This window comes from Enterobacter cloacae complex sp. 402C9 (genome assembly GCF_050030745.1).
Classification (GTDB): Bacteria; Pseudomonadota; Gammaproteobacteria; order Enterobacterales; family Enterobacteriaceae; genus Enterobacter; species Enterobacter intestinihominis.
The window spans coordinates 4,696,914-4,721,474 of record NZ_JBLGUW010000001.1 but is presented as its reverse complement, the minus strand read 5'-3'; the positions used below and the strand labels follow the sequence as shown (position 1 = coordinate 4,721,474).

Sequence of the window (24,561 nt, the reverse complement as noted above, 5' to 3'; positions counted from 1 at the left end):
GCTATTTTCTTTGCGCTACATTAATGCGGCTGCATTTAGGGGTACGATTTTGCATTGAATCGTGCATACTGTGCGCTTTTTGTGGGCCAAGGGACTAAGCACACATTTGTTATTCAAACGAAAAGACTAGTCTATGAGCACTGATAATAAGCAATCATTACCCGCAGTAACGCTTGCAGCGATCGGGGTTGTCTACGGTGATATCGGCACCAGCCCGCTTTATACGCTTCGTGAATGTTTGTCCGGTCAGTTTGGTTTTGGTGTAGAGCGTGACGCCGTATTTGGTTTCCTCTCGCTCATCTTCTGGCTGCTGATCCTGGTGGTCTCCCTTAAGTATCTCTCTTTCGTTATGCGGGCTGATAACGCGGGCGAGGGCGGTATTCTGACCCTGATGTCCCTTGCTGGGCGCAATACGTCTGCAAGAATGACCTCCGTGCTGGTCATCATTGGCCTGATTGGCGGCAGCTTCTTCTATGGGGAAGTCGTGATTACGCCAGCGATTTCGGTGATGTCGGCCATAGAGGGGCTGGAGATTGTCGCGCCTCAGCTTGATACGTGGGTGGTGCCACTCGCTATTATCGTGCTGACGTTGCTGTTTGCTATACAAAAACACGGTACCGGGCTGGTGGGTAAGCTGTTCGCGCCTATTATGCTGGCCTGGTTCCTGATCCTGGCGGCGCTGGGCTTACGCAGTATTATTGCCAACCCGGATGTCCTGCACGCGCTGAACCCAATGTGGGCGGTGCATTTCTTCCTGGAATATAAAGTGGTGTCGTTTGTGGCGCTGGGCGCGGTAGTGCTTTCCATTACCGGTGTTGAAGCGCTGTATGCAGATATGGGCCACTTCGGGAAACTCCCAATTCGCGTCGCCTGGTTTAGCGTTGTTCTGCCTTCACTGGTGCTGAATTACTTCGGCCAGGGCGCGCTGCTGCTTGCCCATCCTGAAGCGATTAAAAACCCCTTCTTCCTGCTGGCGCCGGACTGGGCGCTGGTTCCGATGCTGATCCTGGCGACGCTGGCGACGGTCATTGCCTCTCAGGCTGTCATTTCCGGCGTATTTTCCCTGACGCGTCAGGCCGTGCGTCTGGGGTATCTCTCGCCGATGCGCATTATCCATACCTCTGAGATGGAGTCAGGTCAGATCTACATTCCGTTCGTCAACTGGCTGCTCTATTTCGCGGTGGTGATTGTTATCGTCAGCTTCGAGCACTCCAGTAACCTGGCGGCGGCGTACGGTATCGCGGTGACCGGAACGATGGTGTTGACCTCTATTCTCTCTACCACCGTGGCGTACCGTAACTGGCACTGGAATAAGTTCCTCGTGGGGCTGATCCTGGTTGGCTTCCTCTGCATCGACGTACCGCTGTTCTCTGCGAACCTCGATAAGATTGTCTCCGGTGGCTGGCTGCCGCTGACGCTGGGTCTGGTGATGTTCATCGTGATGACGACGTGGAAGAGCGAACGTTTCCGCCTGCTGCGTCGTATGCATGAGCACGGTAATTCTCTGGAGGCGATGATCGCCTCGCTGGAGAAATCCCCGCCGGTGCGTGTGCCGGGTACGGCGGTGTATATGTCTCGTGCGCTGAACGTGATCCCGTTTGCGCTGATGCATAACCTTAAGCACAACAAAGTGCTGCACGAGCGCGTGATCCTGTTGACGCTGCGTACCGAAGATGCGCCGTATGTTCACAACGTGCGACGCGTACAGATTGAGCAGCTGTCGCCAACCTTCTGGCGCGTGGTGGCAAGCTACGGCTGGCGCGAAACGCCGAACGTGGAAGAGGTATTCCACCGCTGCGGTCTGGAAGGGCTGAGCTGCCGCATGATGGAGACGTCGTTCTTTATGTCCCACGAGTCGCTGATCATCGGCAAGCGCCCATGGTATCTGCGCCTGCGCGGCAAGCTGTATCTCATCCTGCAGCGTAACGCCCTGCGTGCGCCTGACCAGTTTGAGATCCCGCCCAATCGCGTGATTGAGCTGGGGACGCAGGTCGAGATTTAATTCTCAGTGCGGCCTGATGCCCTCACCCTGCCCCTCTCCCACAGGGCTGAGGGATCCCCAGTAATTTTTTTATGCAGAAGCAATAAAGTTGCTTTCTAAATGACTGAGGGCTGTCAGCGATGCCCTGGTCCGGCTGTAAATCGCTGAGGCGTTTCCTGCAGGCCGGGGCGAGGCGCAGGGATGCGCCGAGAGGGCGGCTTTACAGGGACGTTGCCTCCGCCCGTACCCGATAAGCCGGAAGGAATAAGCCGAGGGCACCGCGAAGCGGCGATTTACCGCCGGGAGCCCGGGTCGCCAGGGTGGTGGCGACTGAGCCACCCTGGCACGTTCACCGGTCATGTCGTTACAGAGTAGCAAGGAACATAAAGTGAACGGAATGACCACCACCGCCGTATGTTCCCCTCACCCTAACCCTCTCCCCGGAGGGGCGAGGGGATTGCTCAGTGCTCGCATTAATTTGTGGGGAACCCTCAGCCCACAGGGAGAGGGCGCAAACATAAAAAACGGTAACCTGACGGTTACCGTTTTGCATTTACCTCCTTTGCATTTCACTTAGCGAAACGTTTCGACGCCGATCACAAATCCGTTACGTCATGATGGTTTTCTGAACACTTCTGCGGCTACACTGTTTTTAGCGAAACGTTTCGCTAGTGGAGCAAAAAATGAAGAAAGGCACAGTACTCAACTCAGAAATATCATCGGTGATTTCCCGTCTTGGGCATACCGATACGCTGGTGGTTTGCGATGCAGGCTTACCGGTTCCGCGCAGCACAACCCGTATCGATATGGCGTTAACGCAGGGCGTACCCTCGTTCATGCAGGTACTGGAAGTCGTGACGGCGGAGATGCAGGTTGAGGCGGCCATTCTCGCGGCGGAAATCAAACAACATAATCCGCAACTCCACGAAACGTTGCTCAGCCACATTGAGCAACTGCAACAGCACCAGGGAAACACCATAGAAATTCGTTACACAACGCACGAGCAGTTCAAACAACAAACCGCAGACAGTCAGGCGGTGATTCGCAGCGGGGAGTGTTCCCCGTATGCGAATATCATTCTCTGTGCTGGCGTCACCTTCTGAGGCCATCATGGACGCATTACTGCAACTCAAAGGGATCGATAAGTCGTTCCCGGGCGTTAAAGCCCTCTCTGGCGCGGCGCTGAACGTCTATTCCGGGCGTGTAATGGCGCTGGTGGGCGAAAACGGCGCCGGCAAATCCACCATGATGAAAGTGCTGACCGGGATCTATCAACGCGATGCCGGTTCGCTGCTGTGGCTGGGTAAAGAGACCACCTTCAACGGCCCGAAATCCTCTCAGGAAGCGGGAATTGGCATCATCCACCAGGAGCTGAACCTGATCCCGCAGCTCACCATTGCGGAGAACATCTTCCTCGGCCGTGAGTTCGTGAACCGGTTTGGCAAAATCGACTGGAAAACCATGTATGCCGAAGCGGACAAACTGCTGGCGAAGCTGAATCTGCGCTTTAAGAGCGACCGACTGGTGGGCGACCTTTCCATCGGCGATCAGCAGATGGTGGAGATCGCGAAGGTGCTGAGCTTCGAGTCGAAGGTCATCATTATGGATGAACCGACCGACGCCCTGACCGATACCGAAACCGAATCCCTGTTCCGCGTGATCCGTGAGTTGAAATCCCAGGGGCGCGGCATTGTCTATATCTCTCACCGCATGAAAGAAATTTTCGAGATCTGCGACGACGTCACCGTCTTCCGCGACGGGCAGTTCATTGCCGAGCGTGAAGTGGCCACGCTGACCGAAGATTCGCTGATTGAAATGATGGTGGGACGTAAGCTCGAAGACCAGTATCCGCGTCTGGACAAAGCGCCAGGAGAGATCCGCCTGAAGGTGGATAACCTCTGCGGGCCGGGCGTGGATGACGTCTCCTTTACCCTGCGCAAGGGCGAGATCCTTGGCGTCGCGGGCCTGATGGGCGCGGGACGTACCGAACTGATGAAAGTGCTCTATGGCGCACTGCCGCGCACCAGCGGCTACGTTACCCTTGACGGCCATGAGGTAGTCACCCGCTCGCCGCAGGATGGCCTGGCGAACGGCATTGTCTATATCTCCGAAGACCGTAAGCGTGACGGCTTAGTGCTGGGCATGTCGGTAAAAGAGAACATGTCCCTGACCGCGCTACGCTATTTCAGCCGCAGCGGCGGCAGCCTGAAACATAAAGATGAGCAGCAGGCGGTCAGCGATTTTATCCGTCTCTTTAACGTTAAAACCCCATCGATGGAGCAGGCGATTGGCCTGTTGTCCGGCGGTAATCAGCAGAAAGTGGCGATTGCCCGCGGGTTGATGACGCGCCCGAAAGTACTGATCCTCGATGAGCCAACTCGCGGCGTTGACGTGGGCGCGAAAAAAGAGATCTATCAGCTGATTAACCAATTCAAGGCCGACGGTCTGAGCATCATTCTGGTCTCTTCCGAGATGCCAGAAGTATTAGGCATGAGCGATCGCATTATCGTCATGCATGAAGGGCATCTCGGTGGTGAATTCACTCGCGAGCAGGCCACCCAGGAAGTTCTGATGGCTGCCGCTGTGGGCAAGCTTAATCGCGTGAATCAGGAGTAAGAAGATGACTACCCAGGCTGTTTCTGGTCGCCGCTATTTCACAAAGGCATGGCTGATGGAACAAAAATCGCTGATTGCCCTGCTGGTGCTGATCGCGATTGTCTCGACCATGAGCCCGAACTTTTTTACCGTCAATAACCTGTTCAACATTCTTCAGCAGACCTCCGTCAACGCCATTATGGCGGTGGGGATGACGCTGGTGATTTTGACCTCGGGTATCGATCTGTCCGTCGGTTCCCTGCTGGCGCTCACCGGTGCGATTGCCGCGTCGATTGTCGGTATTGAGGTCAACGCGCTGGTGGCCGTTGCTGCTGCGCTGGCGGCAGGTGCGGCAATTGGCGCGGTAACCGGCGTGATTGTGGCAAAAGGCCGCGTACAGGCGTTTATTGCCACGCTGGTGATGATGCTGCTGCTGCGCGGCGTCACCATGGTGTACACCAACGGTAGCCCGGTGAATACCGGCTTTACCGAAAACGCCGATCTGTTTGGCTGGTTCGGTATCGGTCGCCCGCTGGGTGTCCCGACCCCGGTCTGGATCATGGCTATCGTCTTCCTGGCGGCATGGTACATGCTGCACCATACCCGTCTGGGTCGTTATATCTATGCGCTGGGCGGTAACGAAGCGGCAACGCGCCTGTCCGGTATCAGCGTTAATAAAGTCAAAATTATCGTTTACTCCCTGTGCGGCCTGCTGGCGTCTCTGGCGGGCATCATCGAAGTGGCGCGCCTCTCCTCCGCGCAGCCAACGGCGGGTACGGGCTATGAGCTGGATGCCATCGCGGCAGTGGTTCTGGGTGGTACGAGCCTTGCGGGCGGTAAAGGTCGCATTGTTGGGACATTGATCGGCGCACTGATCCTCGGTTTCCTGAATAATGGCTTGAATTTGTTAGGTGTTTCCTCCTATTACCAGATGATCGTTAAGGCAGTGGTGATTTTGCTGGCGGTACTGGTAGACAACAAAAAACAGTAACTGACGACACTACAGGACATCTTAGATATGAACATGAAAAAACTGGCTACCCTGGTTTCTGCTGTCGCGCTGAGCGCAACCGTAAGTGCTAACGCCATGGCGAAGGACACCATCGCGCTGGTTGTCTCTACCCTGAACAACCCGTTCTTCGTCTCCCTGAAGGATGGCGCGCAGAAAGAAGCAGACAAACTGGGTTACAACCTGGTGGTGCTGGATTCTCAGAACAACCCGGCGAAAGAGCTGGCTAACGTTCAGGACTTAACCGTTCGTGGTACCAAAATCCTGCTGATCAACCCAACCGATTCCGACGCGGTCGGTAACGCCGTGAAGATGGCAAACCAGGCGAAGATCCCGGTAATCACCCTGGACCGTCAGGCGACCAAAGGCGACGTTGTTAGCCATATTGCGTCTGATAACGTACTGGGCGGCAAAATCGCCGGTGACTACATCGCGAAGAAAGCAGGTGAAGGCGCGAAAGTGATCGAGTTGCAGGGTATCGCCGGGACTTCCGCGGCCCGTGAACGTGGTGAAGGTTTCCAGCAGGCTGTAGCGGCGCACAAATTTAACGTGCTGGCGAGCCAGCCGGCAGACTTCGACCGTACAAAGGGTCTGAACGTCATGCAGAACCTGCTGACCGCGCATCCTGATGTGCAGGCGGTATTCGCACAGAACGACGAAATGGCGCTCGGTGCGCTGCGCGCTCTGCAGACTGCAGGTAAATCTGATGTGATGGTTGTCGGATTTGACGGCACGCCGGATGGTGAAAAAGCAGTAAATGATGGCAAACTGGCTGCGACCATTGCTCAGCTGCCTGAGCAGATTGGCGCGACTGGCGTGCAAACTGCCGATAAAGTGCTGAAGGGCGAAAAAGTTCAGGCCAAATATCCTGTTGACCTGAAACTGGTCATTAAGCAGTAAAGGCGATTCAGGCAGTCGCTGGCTGCCTGAGGGACACCAAATAAAAGAAAAGTGTGGCATACGCCACCGGGTAATACCGGTGGCGCTCTCAGATGGACACCTCAATACATGAAAACCGCAGGCAACCTCGTCGTCCTTGGCAGTATCAATGCCGATCACATTCTTAACCTTGAAACGTTCCCCACTCCGGGCGAAACCGTCACCGGCAATCAGTATCAGGTGGCGTTCGGCGGTAAGGGCGCAAACCAGGCAGTTGCCGCCGGACGCAGCGGGGCGAATATCGCGTTTATCGCCTGTACGGGTGATGACGATACCGGCGAGCGCGTACGCAAACAGCTCGCAAGCGACAACATCGACATCGCACCCGTCAGCGTGGTTGCAGGGGAATCTACCGGCGTGGCGCTGATTTTCGTCAATGCGGAAGGTGAGAATGTCATCGGTATTCATGCGGGGGCTAATGCCGCGTTAACGACTGAACGCGTCGAAGCGCAGCGTGGGATCATCGCCGGAGCGGAAGCCCTGCTGATGCAGCTGGAGTCACCGGTTGAAAGCGTGCTGGCCGCTGCGAAAATTGCGCATGAAAATCATACGTCTGTCGTACTTAACCCGGCGCCTGCCCGTGTATTATCAGACGAGCTGCTGGCGCTGGTGGATATCATCACCCCGAACGAAACCGAAGCGGAAAAGCTGACGGGTATCCGTGTCGAAAATGATGACGATGCCGCGCGTGCCGCGCTTGCGCTGCATGATAAAGGCATCGGCACCGTGATCATCACCCTCGGGAGCCGTGGGGTGTGGGCTAGCGTCAATGGCGAAGGCCGTCGCTTACCGGGCTTTAAGGTCAAAGCCATTGATACCATCGCCGCAGGTGACACCTTCAACGGTGCGCTGGTAACGGCGCTGCTGGAAGGTAAAGCAATGGATGACGCGATTCGCTTCGCGCATGCCGCCGCCGCGATTGCGGTGACGCGTAAAGGCGCTCAGCCTTCTGTTCCATGGCGTAAAGAGATTGATGAATTCTTAAGTCAGCAGGGGTAACGCTTGGCCACAATGAAAGATGTCGCCCGTATGGCGGGCGTTTCTACCTCGACTGTCTCCCACGTTATCAATAAGGATCGCTTCGTCAGCGAGGCGATTCGGGAGAAAGTTGACGCTGCAATTAAAGAACTCAATTATGCGCCGTCTGCGCTGGCCCGCAGCCTGAAGCTTAACCAGACGCGCACCATCGGCATGCTGATCACCGCCAGTACCAACCCTTTTTATTCTGAACTGGTGCGCGGCGTGGAGCGCAGCTGCTTCGAGCGCGGCTACAGCCTGGTGCTGTGCAATACCGAAGGCGATGAGCAGCGCATGAACCGAAACCTGGAGACGCTGATGCAAAAACGCGTCGACGGGCTGCTGCTGCTCTGTACCGAAACGCATCAACCCTCGAAAGAGATCATTCAGCGCTACCCTTCTATTCCTACGGTCATGATGGACTGGGCGCCGTTCGACGGCACCAGCGATCTGATCCAGGATAACTCGCTGCTGGGTGGCGATATGGCGACCCAGCATCTGATAGATAAAGGCCATACCCGCATCGCCTGTATTACCGGCCCGCTGGATAAAACCCCGGCGCGCTTGCGTCTGGAAGGCTATCTTTCGGCCATGGAACGGGCGGGGCTTGCCATTCCTGATGGCTATCGCATCACCGGCGATTTCGAATTTAATGGTGGATTTGAAGCAATGCAGAAACTGCTGGCGCAAGAGCCGCGCCCGCAGGCGGTGTTTATCGGTAACGATGCGATGGCATTCGGAGCTTATCAGGCGCTGTATCAGGCGGGATTACGTGTTCCGGACGACATGGCGATCGTCGGTTATGATGATATCGAACTGGCGCGCTACATGACGCCGCCGCTGACCACCATTCATCAGCCGAAGGATGAACTGGGTGAGCTGGCCATCGACGTGTTGATCCACCGCATGGCTCAGCCCACGCTGCAACAGCAACGTTTGCAGCTTACTCCTGTTCTGATGGAACGCGGTTCGGTTTAGCCTTATCTTTATGACGCTCTTTAATCAGGTTCCGGCCGTCTTTTGGTTTTAACAACATAAAGACCACCGCCGATACCACGGTAAGCGCGCCCATGGTGATAAAGGTATAGTGGAACTGCTCAACGGTATTTGTACCGTCAAACCCTTCATAAAACCGCAGTACCGCCGCGCTCACGGCAACCCCGAGGCTGATCGACAGCTGTTGAGTGACCGCCAGTACGCTGTTGCCGCTGCTGGCATTCTCGTCGGTGAGGTCCCCAAGGGTGATGGTGTTCATCGACGTAAACTGCGTCGACATGGCCATACCCAGCACAAACAGCGGCAGGATCAGCATCCAGATGGGTAATGCCGCAGATTGCAGGGAGAACTGCGCAATCATCAATCCAATAAAGATCGTCACGCCAACCAGCGTCTTACGATAGCCAAACCAGCGCAGCACCTGCGTGACCGTCGATTTTGCCAGAATTGAGCCCATCGCTGTGGGGGCCATCATGCAGCCAGCAATCAGGGCCGGATAGCCGAAACCGACCTGGAGCATCAGCGGCATCAGGAACGGTACGCAGCCCGTGCCCAGACGCGAGGCAATATTGCCCGCGATCCCGACGGAAAACGTTCGGGTGTTAAACAGAGATAAAGAGATAAGCGGTGTCGGATGGCGACGCGCATGACGGATATATAGAAGGAACAGCAGAATACCGCTAAGAATGATGGCCAGCGCCAGCCACGTCGCTACGATTTTCTCGCCAAACAGCTCCATCCCGCTGGAGAACAGGACCAGGCTCAGGCCAAACAGGAAGAAGCCGCCCATATCGAAGCTGCGTCGTGGTGTGGTGAAGTTCGGCATATATTTGCGGGCATAGATTAGCCCTGCCACACCAATCGGAATATTAATCAGGAAGATCCAGTGCCAGCTTGCCCAGGTCACCAGTACGCCGCCGAGAACCGGGCCAAGTATCGGGCCGACCAGCCCCGGCATAGTCACAAAGTTGAGCACCGGGAGCAGTTCGCTGCGCGGATAGGCGCGCAATAACGCCAGACGCGCGACGGGCATCATCATCGCGCCGCCTATCCCCTGTAGAACGCGGAAGATAACCAGTTCCGTCAGAGAGGTAGAGAGGGCGCAAGCCAGAGAACCGAGGGTGAACAGCGTCACCGCCAGCATAAACACTTTGCGCGTACCGAAACGATCGGCCAGCCAGCCGCTGACCGGAATGAGCATCGCCACCGTCAGGGTATAACTGATGATGGCGGATTGCATCGCCAGTGGGGAGCGGTTAAGGCTTTGGGCTATTGCGGGAAGGGCGGTATTGAGGATAGTGGCATCCAGTGCCTGCATAAAGAACGCCATGGCTGCAATCCACGGCAATCCGGCCATACTGCGTGCTTTTTTCTCTGTCATTTATTTACCTGCTGGTGGGTTGGCGCCGCCAGCAACGCCTGGCACGCACTCAGGGCTCGCTGCCCGTCGCTTTCCTGAATGGCATCGACTATCGCCTGATGCAGATCCAGCTTCACCACCTCATCCTGTGTGATAGAGGCAAAGTAAGTGTGGTACACAGAATGGAATAAAGAAGCAAAGGAGGTCAGGAAAGGATTTCCGCTCATATTATAGATATGTTCATGCCAGGCCATATCGACCTCTATCCAGCGCTCGCGGTTAAAGTGCTTTTTCAGATCCACCATCTCTTCCATAAAAGTATTGAGCTGCGCTTTTTGCTCTGCTGTGCCGAGCGTGGCGGCAAGCAGACAGGCCTGAGGCTCAAGACTGCTGCGCATGACCAGAAAGTGATCGACGACCTGATTAAAGTTATCTTCGGTCATCCACCAGGTGAGTAACTCCTGATCGAGAAAGTTCCAGTTCCCCTGAGGCATAACGCGGGTGCCAATGCGCGGGCGTGGAAGCACCATCCCTTTCGCCGTTAATGTTTTTACCGCTTCGCGAACGGCGGTACGGCTAACGCCAAACTGATCCCCCAGCTCCATCTCGCTGGGCAAGATGCTACCTGGGGCATATTTACCCGCTAAGATCAGCTGAGCCAGCTTTTCTGCCAGCACATAGGACAGGTTTTTTTGAGCTGCCAGCTGTTGTGCGCTTAATGGCATCGCTTTTATTCCTTAAATATTGATGCGGCTAATTATGCCATCTCAGGGGTGATTGTGGTTGCAGATACATCAATTAGAACAATTTGTAGCTTGATCTCATCGCTTTTGGTGAAAAAAAACACGGTCAGAAACTTTTTTTAAATTACCTCTTGTCACTTCAGAAGAACTCCCTATAATGCGCCTCCACTGACACGGAACAACGGCACGCAAGCCGCCGGGTCAGCAGAGAAAAGCAAAATAAACGCTTGACTCTGAAGCGGGAAAGCGTAATATGCACACCCCGCGCCGCAGCGAAAACGTAGCGGCACTGCTCTTTAACAATTTATCAGACAATCTGTGTGGGCACTCAAAGTGACATGGATTCTTAACGTCCTCGGACGAAAAATGAATACCAAGTCTCTGAGTGAACATACGTAATTCATTACGAAGTTTAATTCACGAGCATCAAACTTAAATTGAAGAGTTTGATCATGGCTCAGATTGAACGCTGGCGGCAGGCCTAACACATGCAAGTCGAACGGTAACAGGAAGCAGCTTGCTGCTTCGCTGACGAGTGGCGGACGGGTGAGTAATGTCTGGGAAACTGCCTGATGGAGGGGGATAACTACTGGAAACGGTAGCTAATACCGCATAACGTCGCAAGACCAAAGAGGGGGACCTTCGGGCCTCTTGCCATCGGATGTGCCCAGATGGGATTAGCTAGTAGGTGGGGTAACGGCTCACCTAGGCGACGATCCCTAGCTGGTCTGAGAGGATGACCAGCCACACTGGAACTGAGACACGGTCCAGACTCCTACGGGAGGCAGCAGTGGGGAATATTGCACAATGGGCGCAAGCCTGATGCAGCCATGCCGCGTGTATGAAGAAGGCCTTCGGGTTGTAAAGTACTTTCAGCGGGGAGGAAGGCGACAGGGTTAATAACCCTGTCGATTGACGTTACCCGCAGAAGAAGCACCGGCTAACTCCGTGCCAGCAGCCGCGGTAATACGGAGGGTGCAAGCGTTAATCGGAATTACTGGGCGTAAAGCGCACGCAGGCGGTCTGTCAAGTCGGATGTGAAATCCCCGGGCTCAACCTGGGAACTGCATTCGAAACTGGCAGGCTAGAGTCTTGTAGAGGGGGGTAGAATTCCAGGTGTAGCGGTGAAATGCGTAGAGATCTGGAGGAATACCGGTGGCGAAGGCGGCCCCCTGGACAAAGACTGACGCTCAGGTGCGAAAGCGTGGGGAGCAAACAGGATTAGATACCCTGGTAGTCCACGCCGTAAACGATGTCGACTTGGAGGTTGTGCCCTTGAGGCGTGGCTTCCGGAGCTAACGCGTTAAGTCGACCGCCTGGGGAGTACGGCCGCAAGGTTAAAACTCAAATGAATTGACGGGGGCCCGCACAAGCGGTGGAGCATGTGGTTTAATTCGATGCAACGCGAAGAACCTTACCTACTCTTGACATCCAGAGAACTTTCCAGAGATGGATTGGTGCCTTCGGGAACTCTGAGACAGGTGCTGCATGGCTGTCGTCAGCTCGTGTTGTGAAATGTTGGGTTAAGTCCCGCAACGAGCGCAACCCTTATCCTTTGTTGCCAGCGGTTAGGCCGGGAACTCAAAGGAGACTGCCAGTGATAAACTGGAGGAAGGTGGGGATGACGTCAAGTCATCATGGCCCTTACGAGTAGGGCTACACACGTGCTACAATGGCGCATACAAAGAGAAGCGACCTCGCGAGAGCAAGCGGACCTCATAAAGTGCGTCGTAGTCCGGATTGGAGTCTGCAACTCGACTCCATGAAGTCGGAATCGCTAGTAATCGTGGATCAGAATGCCACGGTGAATACGTTCCCGGGCCTTGTACACACCGCCCGTCACACCATGGGAGTGGGTTGCAAAAGAAGTAGGTAGCTTAACCTTCGGGAGGGCGCTTACCACTTTGTGATTCATGACTGGGGTGAAGTCGTAACAAGGTAACCGTAGGGGAACCTGCGGTTGGATCACCTCCTTACCTTAAAGAACCTGCCTTTGTAGTGCTCACACAGATTGTCTGATGAAAAGTAAATAGCAAGGCGTCTTGCGATTGAGACTGTACGTCCCCTTCGTCTAGAGGCCCAGGACACCGCCCTTTCACGGCGGTAACAGGGGTTCGAATCCCCTAGGGGACGCCACTTGCTGGTTCGTGAGTGAAAGTCACCTGCCGTCATATCTCAAAACTGACTTGCGAGTCATGTTTGAGATATTTGCTCTTTAAAAATCTGGATCAAGCTGAAAATTGAAACGACACACAGCTCATGTGTGTTCGAGTCTCTCAAATTTTCGCAATCATGAAGTGAAACATCTTCGGGTTGTGAGGTTAAGCGACTAAGCGTACACGGTGGATGCCCTGGCAGTCAGAGGCGATGAAGGACGTGCTAATCTGCGAAAAGCGCCGGCGAGGTGATATGAACCTTTGACCCGGCGATGTCCGAATGGGGAAACCCAGTGCAATCCGTTGCACTATCGTTAACTGAATACATAGGTTAACGAGGCGAACCGGGGGAACTGAAACATCTAAGTACCCCGAGGAAAAGAAATCAACCGAGATTCCCCCAGTAGCGGCGAGCGAACGGGGAGCAGCCCGGAGTCTGAATCAGCTTGTGTGTTAGTGGAACGGTCTGGAAAGTCCGACGGTACAGGGTGATAGTCCCGTACACGAAAGCACACTTGCTGTGAACTCGAAGAGTAGGGCGGGACACGTGGTATCCTGTCTGAATATGGGGGGACCATCCTCCAAGGCTAAATACTCCTGACTGACCGATAGTGAACCAGTACCGTGAGGGAAAGGCGAAAAGAACCCCGGCGAGGGGAGTGAAAAAGAACCTGAAACCGTGTACGTACAAGCAGTGGGAGCCTCTTTATGGGGTGACTGCGTACCTTTTGTATAATGGGTCAGCGACTTATATTCTGTAGCAAGGTTAACCGTATAGGGGAGCCGAAGGGAAACCGAGTCTTAACTGGGCGTTAAGTTGCAGGGTATAGACCCGAAACCCGGTGATCTAGCCATGGGCAGGTTGAAGGTTGGGTAACACTAACTGGAGGACCGAACCGACTAATGTTGAAAAATTAGCGGATGACCTGTGGCTGGGGGTGAAAGGCCAATCAAACCGGGAGATAGCTGGTTCTCCCCGAAAGCTATTTAGGTAGCGCCTCGTGAACTCATCTTCGGGGGTAGAGCACTGTTTCGGCTAGGGGGCCATCCCGGCTTACCAACCCGATGCAAACTACGAATACCGAAGAATGTTATCACGGGAGACACACGGCGGGTGCTAACGTCCGTCGTGAAGAGGGAAACAACCCAGACCGCCAGCTAAGGTCCCAAAGTCATGGTTAAGTGGGAAACGATGTGGGAAGGCACAGACAGCCAGGATGTTGGCTTAGAAGCAGCCATCATTTAAAGAAAGCGTAATAGCTCACTGGTCGAGTCGGCCTGCGCGGAAGATGTAACGGGGCTAAACCATGCACCGAAGCTGCGGCAGCGACACTATGTGTTGTTGGGTAGGGGAGCGTTCTGTAAGCCGTTGAAGGTGTCCTGTGAGGGGTGCTGGAGGTATCAGAAGTGCGAATGCTGACATAAGTAACGATAAAGCGGGTGAAAAGCCCGCTCGCCGGAAGACCAAGGGTTCCTGTCCAACGTTAATCGGGGCAGGGTGAGTCGACCCCTAAGGCGAGGCCGAAAGGCGTAGTCGATGGGAAACAGGTTAATATTCCTGTACTTGGTGTTACTGCGAAGGGGGGACGGAGAAGGCTATGTCAGCCGGGCGACGGTTGTCCCGGTTTAAGCATGTAGGCGGAGGTTCCAGGTAAATCCGGTACCTTGTTAACGCTGAGGTGTGATGACGAGGCACTACGGTGCTGAAGTGATAAATGCCCTGCTTCCAGGAAAAGCCTCTAAGCATCAGGTAACACGAAATCGTACCCCAAACCGACACAGGTGGTCAGGTAGAGAATACCAAGGCGCTTGAGAGAACTCGGGTGAAGGAACTAGGCAAAATGGTGCCGTAACTTCGGGAGAAGGCACGCTGATATGTAGGTGAAGCCCCTGCGGACGGAGCTGAAATCAGTCGAAGATACCAGCTGGCTGCAACTGTTTATTAAAAACACAGCACTGTGCAAACACGAAAGTGGACGTATACGGTGTGACGCCTGCCCGGTGCCGGAAGGTTAATTGATGGGGTTAGCGGCAACGCGAAGCTCTTGATCGAAGCCCCGGTAAACGGCGGCCGTAACTATAACGGTCCTAAGGTAGCGAAATTCCTTGTCGGGTAAGTTCCGACCTGCACGAATGGCGTAATGATGGCCAGGCTGTCTCCACCCGAGACTCAGTGAAATTGAACTCGCTGTGAAGATGCAGTGTACCCGCGGCAAGACGGAAAGACCCCGTGAACCTTTACTATAGCTTGACACTGAACACTGGTCCTTGATGTGTAGGATAGGTGGGAGGCTTTGAAGCGTGGACGCCAGTCTGCGTGGAGCCAACCTTGAAATACCACCCTTTAATGGCTGGTGTTCTAACGTAGACCCGTAATCCGGGTTGCGGACAGTGTCTGGTGGGTAGTTTGACTGGGGCGGTCTCCTCCCAAAGAGTAACGGAGGAGCACGAAGGTTGGCTAATCCTGGTCGGACATCAGGAGGTTAGTGCAATGGCATAAGCCAGCTTGACTGCGAGCGTGACGGCGCGAGCAGGTGCGAAAGCAGGTCATAGTGATCCGGTGGTTCTGAATGGAAGGGCCATCGCTCAACGGATAAAAGGTACTCCGGGGATAACAGGCTGATACCGCCCAAGAGTTCATATCGACGGCGGTGTTTGGCACCTCGATGTCGGCTCATCACATCCTGGGGCTGAAGTAGGTCCCAAGGGTATGGCTGTTCGCCATTTAAAGTGGTACGCGAGCTGGGTTTAGAACGTCGTGAGACAGTTCGGTCCCTATCTGCCGTGGGCGCTGGAGAATTGAGGGGGGCTGCTCCTAGTACGAGAGGACCGGAGTGGACGCATCACTGGTGTTCGGGTTGTCATGCCAATGGCACTGCCCGGTAGCTAAATGCGGAAGAGATAAGTGCTGAAAGCATCTAAGCACGAAACTTGCCCCGAGATGAGTTCTCCCTGAGACTTTAAGTCTCCTGAAGGAACGTTGAAGACGACGACGTTGATAGGTCGGGTGTGTAAGCGCAGCGATGCGTTGAGCTAACCGATACTAATGAACCGTGAGGCTTAACCTTACAACGCCGAAGCTGTTTTGGCGAAGAGAGACAGACACGATTTTCAGCCTGATACAGATTAACAGAATTTGCCTGGCGGCTTTAGCGCGGTGGTCCCACCTGACCCCATGCCGAACTCAGAAGTGAAACGCCGTAGCGCCGATGGTAGTGTGGGGTCTCCCCATGTGAGAGTAGGGAACTGCCAGGCATCAAACAAGTGAAGAGGCCATCCGCAAGGATGGCCTTTTTGCGTTTGTACGTCGAAAAACGATAGGCCGGGTAAGGCGAAGCCGTCACCCGGCAGATTTCAGACTGCACACCACGCCAAAATAAACTCTGCAATCCCCTCCACATTATTCAAATCCAGAACCGGTACTTCCAGCGTCAACGCAGCGTCACTGGCCACAGCAATCACATGTTCATCCAGCGTTAACTCACTTACATCATGCCCGGCACCGTTTCTGAACAGCAGGATCTTCGCAACAGCCTCGTGCTTAAACCCCTCAACCAGCACCAGATCCAGCGTGGAATGATCCATCCGGCTGACAAGATAAGCGAGATCCAGCGGTGCTTCATCCGGAGTTTCTGTCATTAACGCCCAGCGCTGGTTACTCGCCACCATCGTTTGTGCAGCGCCAGCCTTACGCAGCTCATAGCTATCTTTCCCCGGCTTATCGACATCCATGTTATGGTGCGTGTGCTTAATCAATCCGGGACGAATACCTTTAGCGCAAAGTGCAGGTATCAGCTTTTTTAGCAGCGTAGTCTTCCCGGTGCCGCTCCAGGCAGAGATCGCTAATACGGGTATCATTTCTTCTCCTGCATCATCTGCAAATCTTCCGTCGTGTTTACATTCACAAACGCCGATTTCATGTCGCTGAAATCAACGGAATGCCCTCCCGACTGGCGCATAAATACCATGACGCGTCGCTCTCCTGCGGCCAGGTAATCTTCCAGCGCAGATATTAACGAGCGATTAATCAATGCGATCGTCGGATGGTCGCGTTCGCCGTCGTGTACCCAGACGACGGGAGCACCCTCGCACCGCTGCACCAGACGTTCAACCAGACAGGACGGGATGAAGGGCGTATCACATGAACAAAAGAGAAACCACTCTCCATGCGACTGCTGCATAACGGAAAGCATTCCCGCCAGCGGGCCGGGGTAGTCCACAAGCTTATCCTGATAAACCGGATATCCACTGCGCTGGTAAATATCAACATGTCGGTTAGCGCTGATCGCCATCGACGACACCTGATTTGCCAGGGTATCAGCAACATGCTGCCATAAGGGGGTGTTGTTCAGGAGCTGAAGACCTTTATCTTTTCCGCCCATTCGCGTTGCCCTGCCTCCGGCAAGAACGACCCCGATGATTTCCTGGCATTGATTCACGAATATCGCCTCTTTTATTGTGGGATTGACCCTGCTAACGTGTCTCTCTAAATGAAAGGAGCACTACCATGAAATGTAAACGTCTTAATGAAGTCATTGAGCTTCTCCAGCCGGCCTGGCAAAAAGAGCCAGAGCTGAATCTGATGCAATTTTTACAGAAACTGGCGAAAGAGTCAGGTTTTGATGGCGAACTGGCAGACCTTTCTGACGACATCCTGATCTACCACCTCAAAATGCGTGACTCGGCTAAAGATGCTGTTATTCCTGGTATTCAGAAAGATTATGAAGAGGATTTTAAAACCGCATTACTGCGCGCCCGAGGCGTAATTAAAGAGTAAAAGCTTGTAAGCGGAGCCACCGAAATCGCCACAAGATGATATCCTGAATCATTCGTATAATTTCCGGATGATCGGATGAACGACCAGGCTTTTACTTTCCAGACACTACACCCGGATACCATTATGGATGCGCTGTTCGAGCAGGGTATTCGGGTGGATTCCGGGTTAACCCCTTTAAACAGCTACGAAAACCGTGTCTACCAATTTCAGGACGAAGAGCGCCAGCGCTTTGTCGTAAAGTTTTACCGGCCACAACGCTGGTCCGCAGAACAAATTCAGGAAGAGCATCAGTTTGCCCACGATCTGCTGGATGACGATGTTCCCGTTGCGGCACCGCTCAAATTTAATAACCAAACGCTGCTGACCCATCAGGGTTTTTACTACGCGGTATTTCCGAGCCTGGGCGGAAGACAGTTTGAGGCAGATAATATCGATCAGATGGAATGGGTTGCCCGTTATCTGGGGCGCATTCATCAGACGGGACGTAAAAAATCGTTTGTTGCCCGACCGACGATTGGTGTTCAGGAATATCTTATTGAGCCGCGAGAGGTATTCGAAACATCGGCGCTGATCCCAAAGGCGCTTAAGGATAATTTCCTCACGGCGACCGATAAGCTTATTGATGCTGTAAAAGCCTGCTGGCGGGATGATATTACCGCTCTACGCCTGCACGGTGACTGCCACGCCGGGAATATTCTCTGGCGCGACGGCCCGCTATTTGTCGATCTTGATGACGCTCGTATGGGACCTGCGGTGCAGGATCTGTGGATGCTGCTCAACGGTGATAAAGCCGAGCAGCGCATGCAGCTTGAGACCATAATTGAAGCTTATGAAGAATTTAGCCCCTTTAATTCAGACGAAATTGCCCTGATAGAGCCTTTACGTGCGATGCGATTTGTTTATTATCTCGCGTGGTTAATCAGGCGTTGGGAAGACCCGGCTTTTCCCCGAAATTTCCCCTGGCTTACCGGGGAGGATTACTGGCGCAACCAGATATCCACATTTACCGAGCAGGTTAAGGTTCTACAGGAACCCCCTCTGCAATTAACGCCGATGTATTAATTGGACACACCCAGGAGAGAGTTAATCATGAAAAAAATTTGGCTGGCGCTGGCTGGTATGATTCTGGCATTTAGCGCAACTGCTGCGCAGTTTACCGACGGCAAGCAGTACATTACGCTGGACAAGCCTGTAGCTGGCGAGCCTCAGGTGCTGGAGTTCTTCTCCTTCTACTGCCCGCACTGCTACGAGTTTGAGCAGGTACTTCATGTTTCTGACAACGTGAAGAAAAAGCTGCCGGAAGGCACCAAAATGACGAAATACCACGTTGAGTTCCTTGGCCCATTGGGTAAAGATCTGACTCAGGCATGGGCGGTTGCGATTGCGCTGGGTGTGGAAGATAAGATCACCGCGCCTATGTTTGAAGCCGTACAGAAAACCCAGACCGTACAAACTACGGCAGATATCCGTAAAGTGTTTGTTGATGCCGGTGTGAAAGGTGAAGACTACGACGCTGCCTGGAACAGTTTTGTGGTGAAATCTCTCGTGGCACAGCAGGAAAAAGCTGCCGCTGACTTCCAGTTGCAGGGCGTGCCAGCGATGTATGTTAACGGTAAATACCAGGTAAATATGCGTGGTATGGACACCACCAGTATGGATATCTTCGTACAACAGTACGCTGATACCGTGAAACACCTGGTTGAGATGAAGTAACAAACATAAAGAAAACGCCGGTCATTGACCGGCGTTTTTGTATGAAGATTTTAACTCCGCTATCTGTTCGTCTTTCTCTTTCCAGAGTGTATTGAGCCAAAGCTGGAAACGACGTTTGAAGTTTTTATCGTTAACGTAATCACCGTGCAGTTCCGTATCGATGGGCAACAGATCAACGCGGACTACGATACGCGTCAGCTTGCCGCTGAGCATATCGTAGAACGGCGTCCTGTCGTTTTCCGGATAGCAGAGCGTTACGTTCAACAATTTATCAAACTGCTCACCCAGCACGTTGAGGGCCATTGCGATACCCGCTGCCTTTGGCGGCAACAGGTGCTGATACGGAGAGCGAGTCTGCTGGCGCTTCTCTTCGGTAAAGCGCGAACCTTCGACGAAATTAACTATGGTGGTGGGATGCGCGCGAAACTTCTCGCAAGAACGGCGCGTAGTTTCCACGTCCATACCGCGGCGTTCCGGATGACGAATCAGATAGCTGCGTGAATAGCGTTTCATAAACGGCATATCCAGCGCCCAGCAGGCCAGACCAATGAAAGGCACCCATGCCAGTTGCTGTTTCAGAAAGTATTTGTTCATCGGAATATGTTTGCGAAACAGCACGCACAATACAACGATGTCGGCCCAGCTGTGATGATTGCAGATCAGCAGATACCAGTTCTTTTTATTCAGCTTCTCAAGGCCCTGAACGTCCCACTTTAACCAGGGGTTCAGATACAACAGGATCGCCAGCCCTTCACACCAGCAGTACATCATAAAATTACAAAAAGCAGACACTGCACGCCATACCGGAGGGACGGGCAGCAGGAGCTTAATTATTCCGGCAACGATGATTGGCACAGAACAGGCGATGGTAACCAGAATAGTTAAAATGACGCTTAGCAATAAGGTTATCGCAGCGAGTATTTTCGACATAATGAATTTTTTCAGATAGTTAGCTGTAATTAAGCAGCCGGCTATCCGGTGCTGGGCGCCGATCTTATCAGATATTGGCCCAGACCAGGGCGCTTTCGCACGAAGAGGCTGCGGCTTTTCCTGCCATGCAGCGAAATTTTCTATATAGACAGGGTGCTTACGTCTTATATCCACATAGACTAAATAACCATCAGCGGGGTGGGATCTTAAGTGATCTAATTTCAACTAATTGATTTTATTTGATAAATAAGTTTTCAGTATCAGTTTTATAGAACTGTTATTCACCTGTATTAAAAATATGCACAAACTTATCCACAGTTTGTTTTTGCGAGCGATCTTCACGATCGCAAAATCTTTTTCTGTATAAAGCGCTAAAACCTGATGTTTTCATCCTTCTGTGGCATCCTTTACCCATAAATTAATTAAAGGCACGGACATTATGGTTCAGATCCCAGAAAACCCACTTATACTCGTCGATGGCTCTTCTTACCTTTATCGGGCGTATCATGCGTTTCCTCCTCTGACCAACAGCGCAGGGGAACCTACCGGCGCAATGTACGGCGTGCTGAATATGCTACGCAGCCTGATTCTGCAATACCACCCAACCCATGCGGCCGTGGTGTTTGATGCGAAGGGGAAAACCTTCCGCGATGAATTATTTGAGCATTACAAATCTCACCGTCCTCCCATGCCTGACGATCTGCGTGCGCAGATTGAACCGCTGCACGCTATGGTCAAAGCGATGGGGCTGCCTTTGCTGGCTGTCTCGGGCGTTGAGGCTGACGACGTTATTGGCACCCTGGCGCGCGAAGCTGAAAAGGCTGGCCGCCCGGTGCTGATCAGTACCGGTGATAAAGACATGGCGCAGCTGGTAACACCTGGGATCACGCTGATTAATACCATGACCAACACCATTCTTGGCCCGGAAGAAGTGGTTGCCAAATATGGCGTGCCGCCAGAACTCATTATTGATTTCCTCGCCCTGATGGGGGATTCCTCGGATAACATCCCTGGCGTGCCGGGCGTGGGCGAAAAAACAGCTCAGGCACTGCTGCAAGGGTTAGGTGGGTTGGATACGCTGTACGCTGAGTCCGACAAAATTGCCGGACTTACCTTCCGTGGTGCAAAAACCATGGCCGGAAAGCTCGCCGATAACAAAGAGGTGGCTTACCTCTCTTATCAGTTAGCCACCATCAAAACCGACGTCGAGCTGGAGCTTACCTGCGACCAGCTTGAAGTGCAGGAACCCGCCGCAGAAGAACTGCTTGGCCTGTTCAGAAAATACGAATTTAAACGCTGGACCACGGATGTCGAAGCCGGGAAATGGCTTCAGGCGAAAGGGGCAAAAGCTGCGGCGAAGCCGAAAGAAACTATCGTTGTCGATGCCGAAGAGCAGGCAGAAGAAGAAGCGGCAGCGCTCTCATTCGATAACTATGAAACCATCCTTGAGGAGTCGCAGCTCGTCGCCTGGATTGAAAAGCTGAAAAAAGCACCGGTATTTGCGTTCGATACCGAAACGGACAGTCTCGATAACATATCTGCCAATATGGTAGGTCTGTCATTCGCGACGGAGCCGGGTATGGCAGCCTATGTTCCGGTAGCGCATGACTATCTGGATGCGCCGGAGCAGATCTCGCGCGAGCGCACCTTAGCACTGCTGAAGCCGATTCTGGAAGACGAGAAAGCGCTGAAGGTCGGGCAAAACCTGAAGTACGACCGCGGTATTCTGCAAAACTACGGCATTGAACTGCGTGGTATCGCTTTTGACACCATGCTGGAATCTTACATTCTGGACAGCGTGGCGGGCCGCCATGATATGGATTCCTTATCCGATCGTTGGCTGAAACACAAAACCATCACCTTTGAAGAAATTGCCGGTAAGGGCAAAAATCAGCTGACCTTTAACCAGATCGCGCTGGAAGAAGCAGGCCGCTACGCCGCGGAAGACGCTGATGTTACGCTACAGCTGCATCTCAAAATGTGGCCGAAATTGCAGAAGCACGAAGGGCCGCTGAATGTTTTCCAGAACATTGAGATGCCGCTGGTGCCTGTGCTGTCCCGCATTGAGCGTAACGGCGTCAAAATCGACCCAACGGTGCTGCATAATCACTCTGGCGAGCTGGCGCAGCGCCTGACCGAGCTTGAACAGAAAGCGCATGAACTTGCTGGAGAGGCATTTAACCTGTCGTCACCGAAACAGCTGCAAACCATCCTGTTTGAAAAGCAGGGTATTAAACCGCTGAAGAAAACGCCGGGCGGCGCGCCTTCAACCTCTGAAGAGGTGCTGGAAGAGCTGGCGCTGGACTATCCGCTGCCAAAAGTTATCCTGCAGTACCGTGGTCTGGCGAAGCTGAAATCGACCTATACCGACAAACTGCCGTTGATGATCAACCCGAAAACGGGTCGCGTGCACACCTCCTATCACCAGGCTGTAGCGGCGACCGGGCGGCTTTCGTCAACCGATCCTAACCTGCAAAACATTCCGGTGCGTAATGAAGAGGGCCGCCGTATACGCCAGGCTTTCATTGCGCCAGAGGATTATCTGATTGTCTCCGCAGACTACTCGCAAATCGAACTGCGTATTATGGCGCACCTGTCGCGTGACAAAGGCCTGCTGACGGCATTTGCCGAAGGGAAGGATATCCACCGGGCGACAGCTGCCGAAGTGTTTGGCCTGCCGCTGGACAGCGTGACAAACGAACAGCGTCGTAGCGCAAAAGCGATTAACTTTGGCCTTATTTACGGCATGAGCGCATTTGGCCTATCACGCCAGCTCAACATTCCGCGTAAAGAGTCGCAGAAGTATATGGATCTCTACTTTGAGCGCTATCCGGGCGTGCTGGAATATATGGAGCGTACCCGCGCGCAGGCGAAAGAGAAAGGCTACGTTGAAACGCTGGATGGCCGTCGTCTTTACCTTCCGGACATCAAATCCAGCAACGCCGCGCGCCGTGCTGGCGCTGAACGTGCTGCTATCAATGCCCCGATGCAGGGCACTGCGGCAGACATCATCAAACGCGCGATGATCGCCGTTGATGCCTGGCTGGAAAAAGAGAAACCGCGCGTGAAAATGATCATGCAGGTACACGATGAACTGGTATTTGAAGTCCATAAAGACGACCTGGAAAAGGTCTCTCAGAAGATCCATGAACTGATGGAAAACAGCATGAAGCTGGACGTTCCGTTGCTGGTGGAAGTGGGTAGCGGCGAAAACTGGGATCAGGCTCACTAAGCGTTATCGGAATAACGCGCGTTTTATGTAAGTAAGCAACATAAGTACGCGCGTTTTGTGACGATCATTAGAATTCCCTATGTAAAGAATGAAAAAAAACTACAAAAAGTGCTTTTTCAAGAGACAAAAAAAGAGTAGAGTTAACGACGTAGGGTACAGAGGTAAGATGTTCTATCTTTCAGACCTTTTACTTCACGTAATCGGATTTGGCTGAATATTTTAGCCGCCCCAGTCAGTAATGACTGGGGCGTTTTTTATTGCGGAAAGGAAAGTTTCGGGCGGAAAAAACGCGGTCATCGCCGCGCCTGTTGTTACTCTGCTTCCGCTTCTGTCGCCGGTTCCAGATCGTTAAACCAGCTGTCTAGCTTCTGTCGCAGTTTGTCCACACCCTGCTTTTTCAGCGAGGAGAACGGTTCAACCTGTACATCACCGTTGAATGCCAGCACCGCTTCACGCACCTTGTTCACCTGCGCCTTGCGCGCGCCGCTCGCCAGCTTATCCGCTTTTGTCAGCAGCACCAGCACCGCAATATCGCTTGCCACCGCCCAGTCAATCATCTGCTGGTCGAGATCTTTTAGCGGGTGTCGAATATCCATCAGCACCACCAGACCTTTCAGACACATGCGTTTTTCCAGGTATTCACCCAGCGCACGCTGCCATTTGATCTTCATCTCTTCCGGTACCTGCGCGTAACCGTAGCCCGGTAAATCGACCAGGCGTTTGCCTTCAGCCACTTCAAACAGGTTAATCAGCTGAGTACGGCCAGGTGTTTTTGAGGTACGCGCCAGGTTTTTCTGATTGGTCAGCGTATTCAGGGCGCTGGATTTTCCCGCATTGGAGCGCCCAGCAAATGCCACTTCAATCCCTGTGTCTGAGGGCAGGTGGCGAATATCGGGCGCACTGGTGACAAAATGCGTCTGTTGGTAGTTCCAGGTAGTCACGTGGTCGTCTCCAAAAATCGTAATCTGCGGGGGATTATACCTGAATGCGGGCAAAAGGCTTTTCCCTTCGTCATTGACGTGTAAGTGAAAGCCCTACGGAATGTAAGAGATCTGCCCTTAAGCGTATGAGAAATTTAAGAGAAATCGCAGGCGCTAAAAAACTCAAAATATT

The 24,561-nt window shown here is 53.3% G+C and carries 17 protein-coding genes, 1 tRNA gene and 3 rRNA genes; 15 read left to right on the top strand and 6 right to left on the bottom strand.

Going from position 1 to position 24,561, the window contains the following annotated elements; all coding sequences use genetic code 11:
- Window positions 1-133: 133 nt before the first annotated feature.
- From kup to rbsR, 7 genes are all read left to right on the top strand, one after another.
- Window positions 134-2,002 carry a low affinity potassium transporter Kup gene (gene kup / locus ACQG1K_RS22430; RefSeq protein WP_006808744.1) on the top strand — a complete coding sequence of 623 codons (1,869 nt, stop codon included), beginning with the start codon at window positions 134-136 and terminating at the stop codon, window positions 2,000-2,002.
- A 662-nt stretch (window positions 2,003-2,664) separates the two neighbouring features.
- Complete coding sequence (rbsD, locus tag ACQG1K_RS22425; RefSeq protein WP_003862392.1) at window positions 2,665-3,084, top strand: D-ribose pyranase; 420 nt, start codon at window positions 2,665-2,667, stop codon at window positions 3,082-3,084.
- Window positions 3,085-3,091: 7 nt separating this feature from the next.
- The gene (gene rbsA / locus ACQG1K_RS22420; RefSeq protein WP_022649867.1) at window positions 3,092-4,597 is read left to right on the top strand and encodes a ribose ABC transporter ATP-binding protein RbsA; all 1,506 of its coding nucleotides are present in this window, start codon (window positions 3,092-3,094) and stop codon (window positions 4,595-4,597) included.
- Window positions 4,598-4,601: 4 nt separating this feature from the next.
- On the top strand, window positions 4,602-5,567 hold the full coding sequence (gene rbsC / locus ACQG1K_RS22415) for a ribose ABC transporter permease (protein WP_063202193.1): 966 nt from the start codon (window positions 4,602-4,604) through the stop codon (window positions 5,565-5,567).
- 27 nt (window positions 5,568-5,594) lie between these two features.
- The gene (gene rbsB / locus ACQG1K_RS22410; RefSeq protein ID WP_003862397.1) at window positions 5,595-6,485 is read left to right on the top strand and encodes a ribose ABC transporter substrate-binding protein RbsB; all 891 of its coding nucleotides are present in this window, start codon (window positions 5,595-5,597) and stop codon (window positions 6,483-6,485) included.
- A 108-nt stretch (window positions 6,486-6,593) separates the two neighbouring features.
- Complete coding sequence (gene rbsK / locus ACQG1K_RS22405; RefSeq protein WP_275062322.1) at window positions 6,594-7,523, top strand: ribokinase; 930 nt, start codon at window positions 6,594-6,596, stop codon at window positions 7,521-7,523.
- A gap of 3 nt (window positions 7,524-7,526) precedes the next feature.
- Window positions 7,527-8,519 (top strand): ribose operon transcriptional repressor RbsR, encoded by a 993-nt coding sequence (gene rbsR / locus ACQG1K_RS22400; RefSeq protein WP_072202236.1) that lies wholly within the window; start codon window positions 7,527-7,529, stop codon window positions 8,517-8,519.
- Here the strand turns inward: rbsR and mdtD are convergent.
- Window positions 8,485-9,918: a multidrug transporter subunit MdtD gene (gene mdtD, locus ACQG1K_RS22395; RefSeq protein WP_022649863.1), complete on the bottom strand. Its 1,434-nt coding sequence runs from the start codon at window positions 9,916-9,918 to the stop codon at window positions 8,485-8,487. The two genes, rbsR and mdtD, sit on opposite strands and share 35 nt — an antisense overlap.
- Window positions 9,915-10,622 (bottom strand): FadR/GntR family transcriptional regulator, encoded by a 708-nt coding sequence (locus tag ACQG1K_RS22390; protein ID WP_023298937.1) that lies wholly within the window; start codon window positions 10,620-10,622, stop codon window positions 9,915-9,917. The genes mdtD and ACQG1K_RS22390 overlap by 4 nt, the downstream gene beginning before the upstream one ends.
- A 452-nt stretch (window positions 10,623-11,074) precedes the next feature.
- On the opposite strand from ACQG1K_RS22390, the gene ACQG1K_RS22385 reads away from it, so the two are divergent.
- The 4 genes from ACQG1K_RS22385 (at window position 11,075) to rrf (ending at window position 16,051) form a co-directional block, all read left to right on the top strand.
- Window positions 11,075-12,616, top strand: a 16S ribosomal RNA gene (locus ACQG1K_RS22385).
- 84 nt (window positions 12,617-12,700) lie between these two features.
- A tRNA-Glu gene (locus ACQG1K_RS22380) sits at window positions 12,701-12,776 on the top strand.
- A 183-nt stretch (window positions 12,777-12,959) separates the two neighbouring features.
- Window positions 12,960-15,864, top strand: a 23S ribosomal RNA gene (locus ACQG1K_RS22375).
- A gap of 71 nt (window positions 15,865-15,935) precedes the next feature.
- Window positions 15,936-16,051 (top strand): 5S ribosomal RNA (rrf, locus tag ACQG1K_RS22370).
- Together the 16S, 23S and 5S rRNA genes with 1 tRNA gene alongside form the textbook arrangement of a ribosomal RNA operon.
- A gap of 99 nt (window positions 16,052-16,150) precedes the next feature.
- On the opposite strand, the gene mobB is transcribed toward rrf, so the two are convergent.
- Entirely contained in the window at window positions 16,151-16,654 is a 504-nt protein-coding gene (gene mobB, locus ACQG1K_RS22365) for a molybdopterin-guanine dinucleotide biosynthesis protein MobB (RefSeq protein ID WP_022649861.1), read from the bottom strand.
- Window positions 16,651-17,235 (bottom strand): molybdenum cofactor guanylyltransferase MobA, encoded by a 585-nt coding sequence (gene mobA / locus ACQG1K_RS22360; protein WP_022649860.1) that lies wholly within the window; start codon window positions 17,233-17,235, stop codon window positions 16,651-16,653. Before mobA ends, mobB begins: the two co-directional genes overlap by 4 nt.
- Before the next feature lie 68 nt (window positions 17,236-17,303).
- On the opposite strand from mobA, the gene ACQG1K_RS22355 reads away from it, so the two are divergent.
- From ACQG1K_RS22355 to dsbA, 3 genes are all read left to right on the top strand, one after another.
- Entirely contained in the window at window positions 17,304-17,573 is a 270-nt protein-coding gene (locus ACQG1K_RS22355) for a YihD family protein (RefSeq protein WP_003861904.1), read from the top strand.
- A 75-nt stretch (window positions 17,574-17,648) separates the two neighbouring features.
- Window positions 17,649-18,635, top strand: a complete 987-nt coding sequence (locus ACQG1K_RS22350; protein ID WP_022649859.1) for a serine/threonine protein kinase — start codon at window positions 17,649-17,651, stop codon at window positions 18,633-18,635.
- 27 nt (window positions 18,636-18,662) lie between these two features.
- On the top strand, window positions 18,663-19,286 hold the full coding sequence (gene dsbA / locus ACQG1K_RS22345) for a thiol:disulfide interchange protein DsbA (protein WP_022649858.1): 624 nt from the start codon (window positions 18,663-18,665) through the stop codon (window positions 19,284-19,286).
- A 21-nt stretch (window positions 19,287-19,307) separates the two neighbouring features.
- Here the strand turns inward: dsbA and ACQG1K_RS22340 are convergent, their stop codons facing one another.
- Window positions 19,308-20,216: an acyltransferase gene (locus ACQG1K_RS22340; protein ID WP_022649857.1), complete on the bottom strand. Its 909-nt coding sequence runs from the start codon at window positions 20,214-20,216 to the stop codon at window positions 19,308-19,310.
- 439 nt (window positions 20,217-20,655) lie between these two features.
- On the opposite strand from ACQG1K_RS22340, the gene polA reads away from it, so the two are divergent.
- Window positions 20,656-23,448: a DNA polymerase I gene (gene polA, locus ACQG1K_RS22335; RefSeq protein WP_228338293.1), complete on the top strand. Its 2,793-nt coding sequence runs from the start codon at window positions 20,656-20,658 to the stop codon at window positions 23,446-23,448.
- 311 nt (window positions 23,449-23,759) lie between these two features.
- On the opposite strand, the gene yihA is transcribed toward polA, so the two are convergent.
- A complete protein-coding gene (yihA, locus tag ACQG1K_RS22330; protein ID WP_003861913.1) occupies window positions 23,760-24,389 on the bottom strand; it encodes a ribosome biogenesis GTP-binding protein YihA/YsxC in 630 nt (209 codons plus the stop codon).
- Window positions 24,390-24,561: the final 172 nt, after the last annotated feature.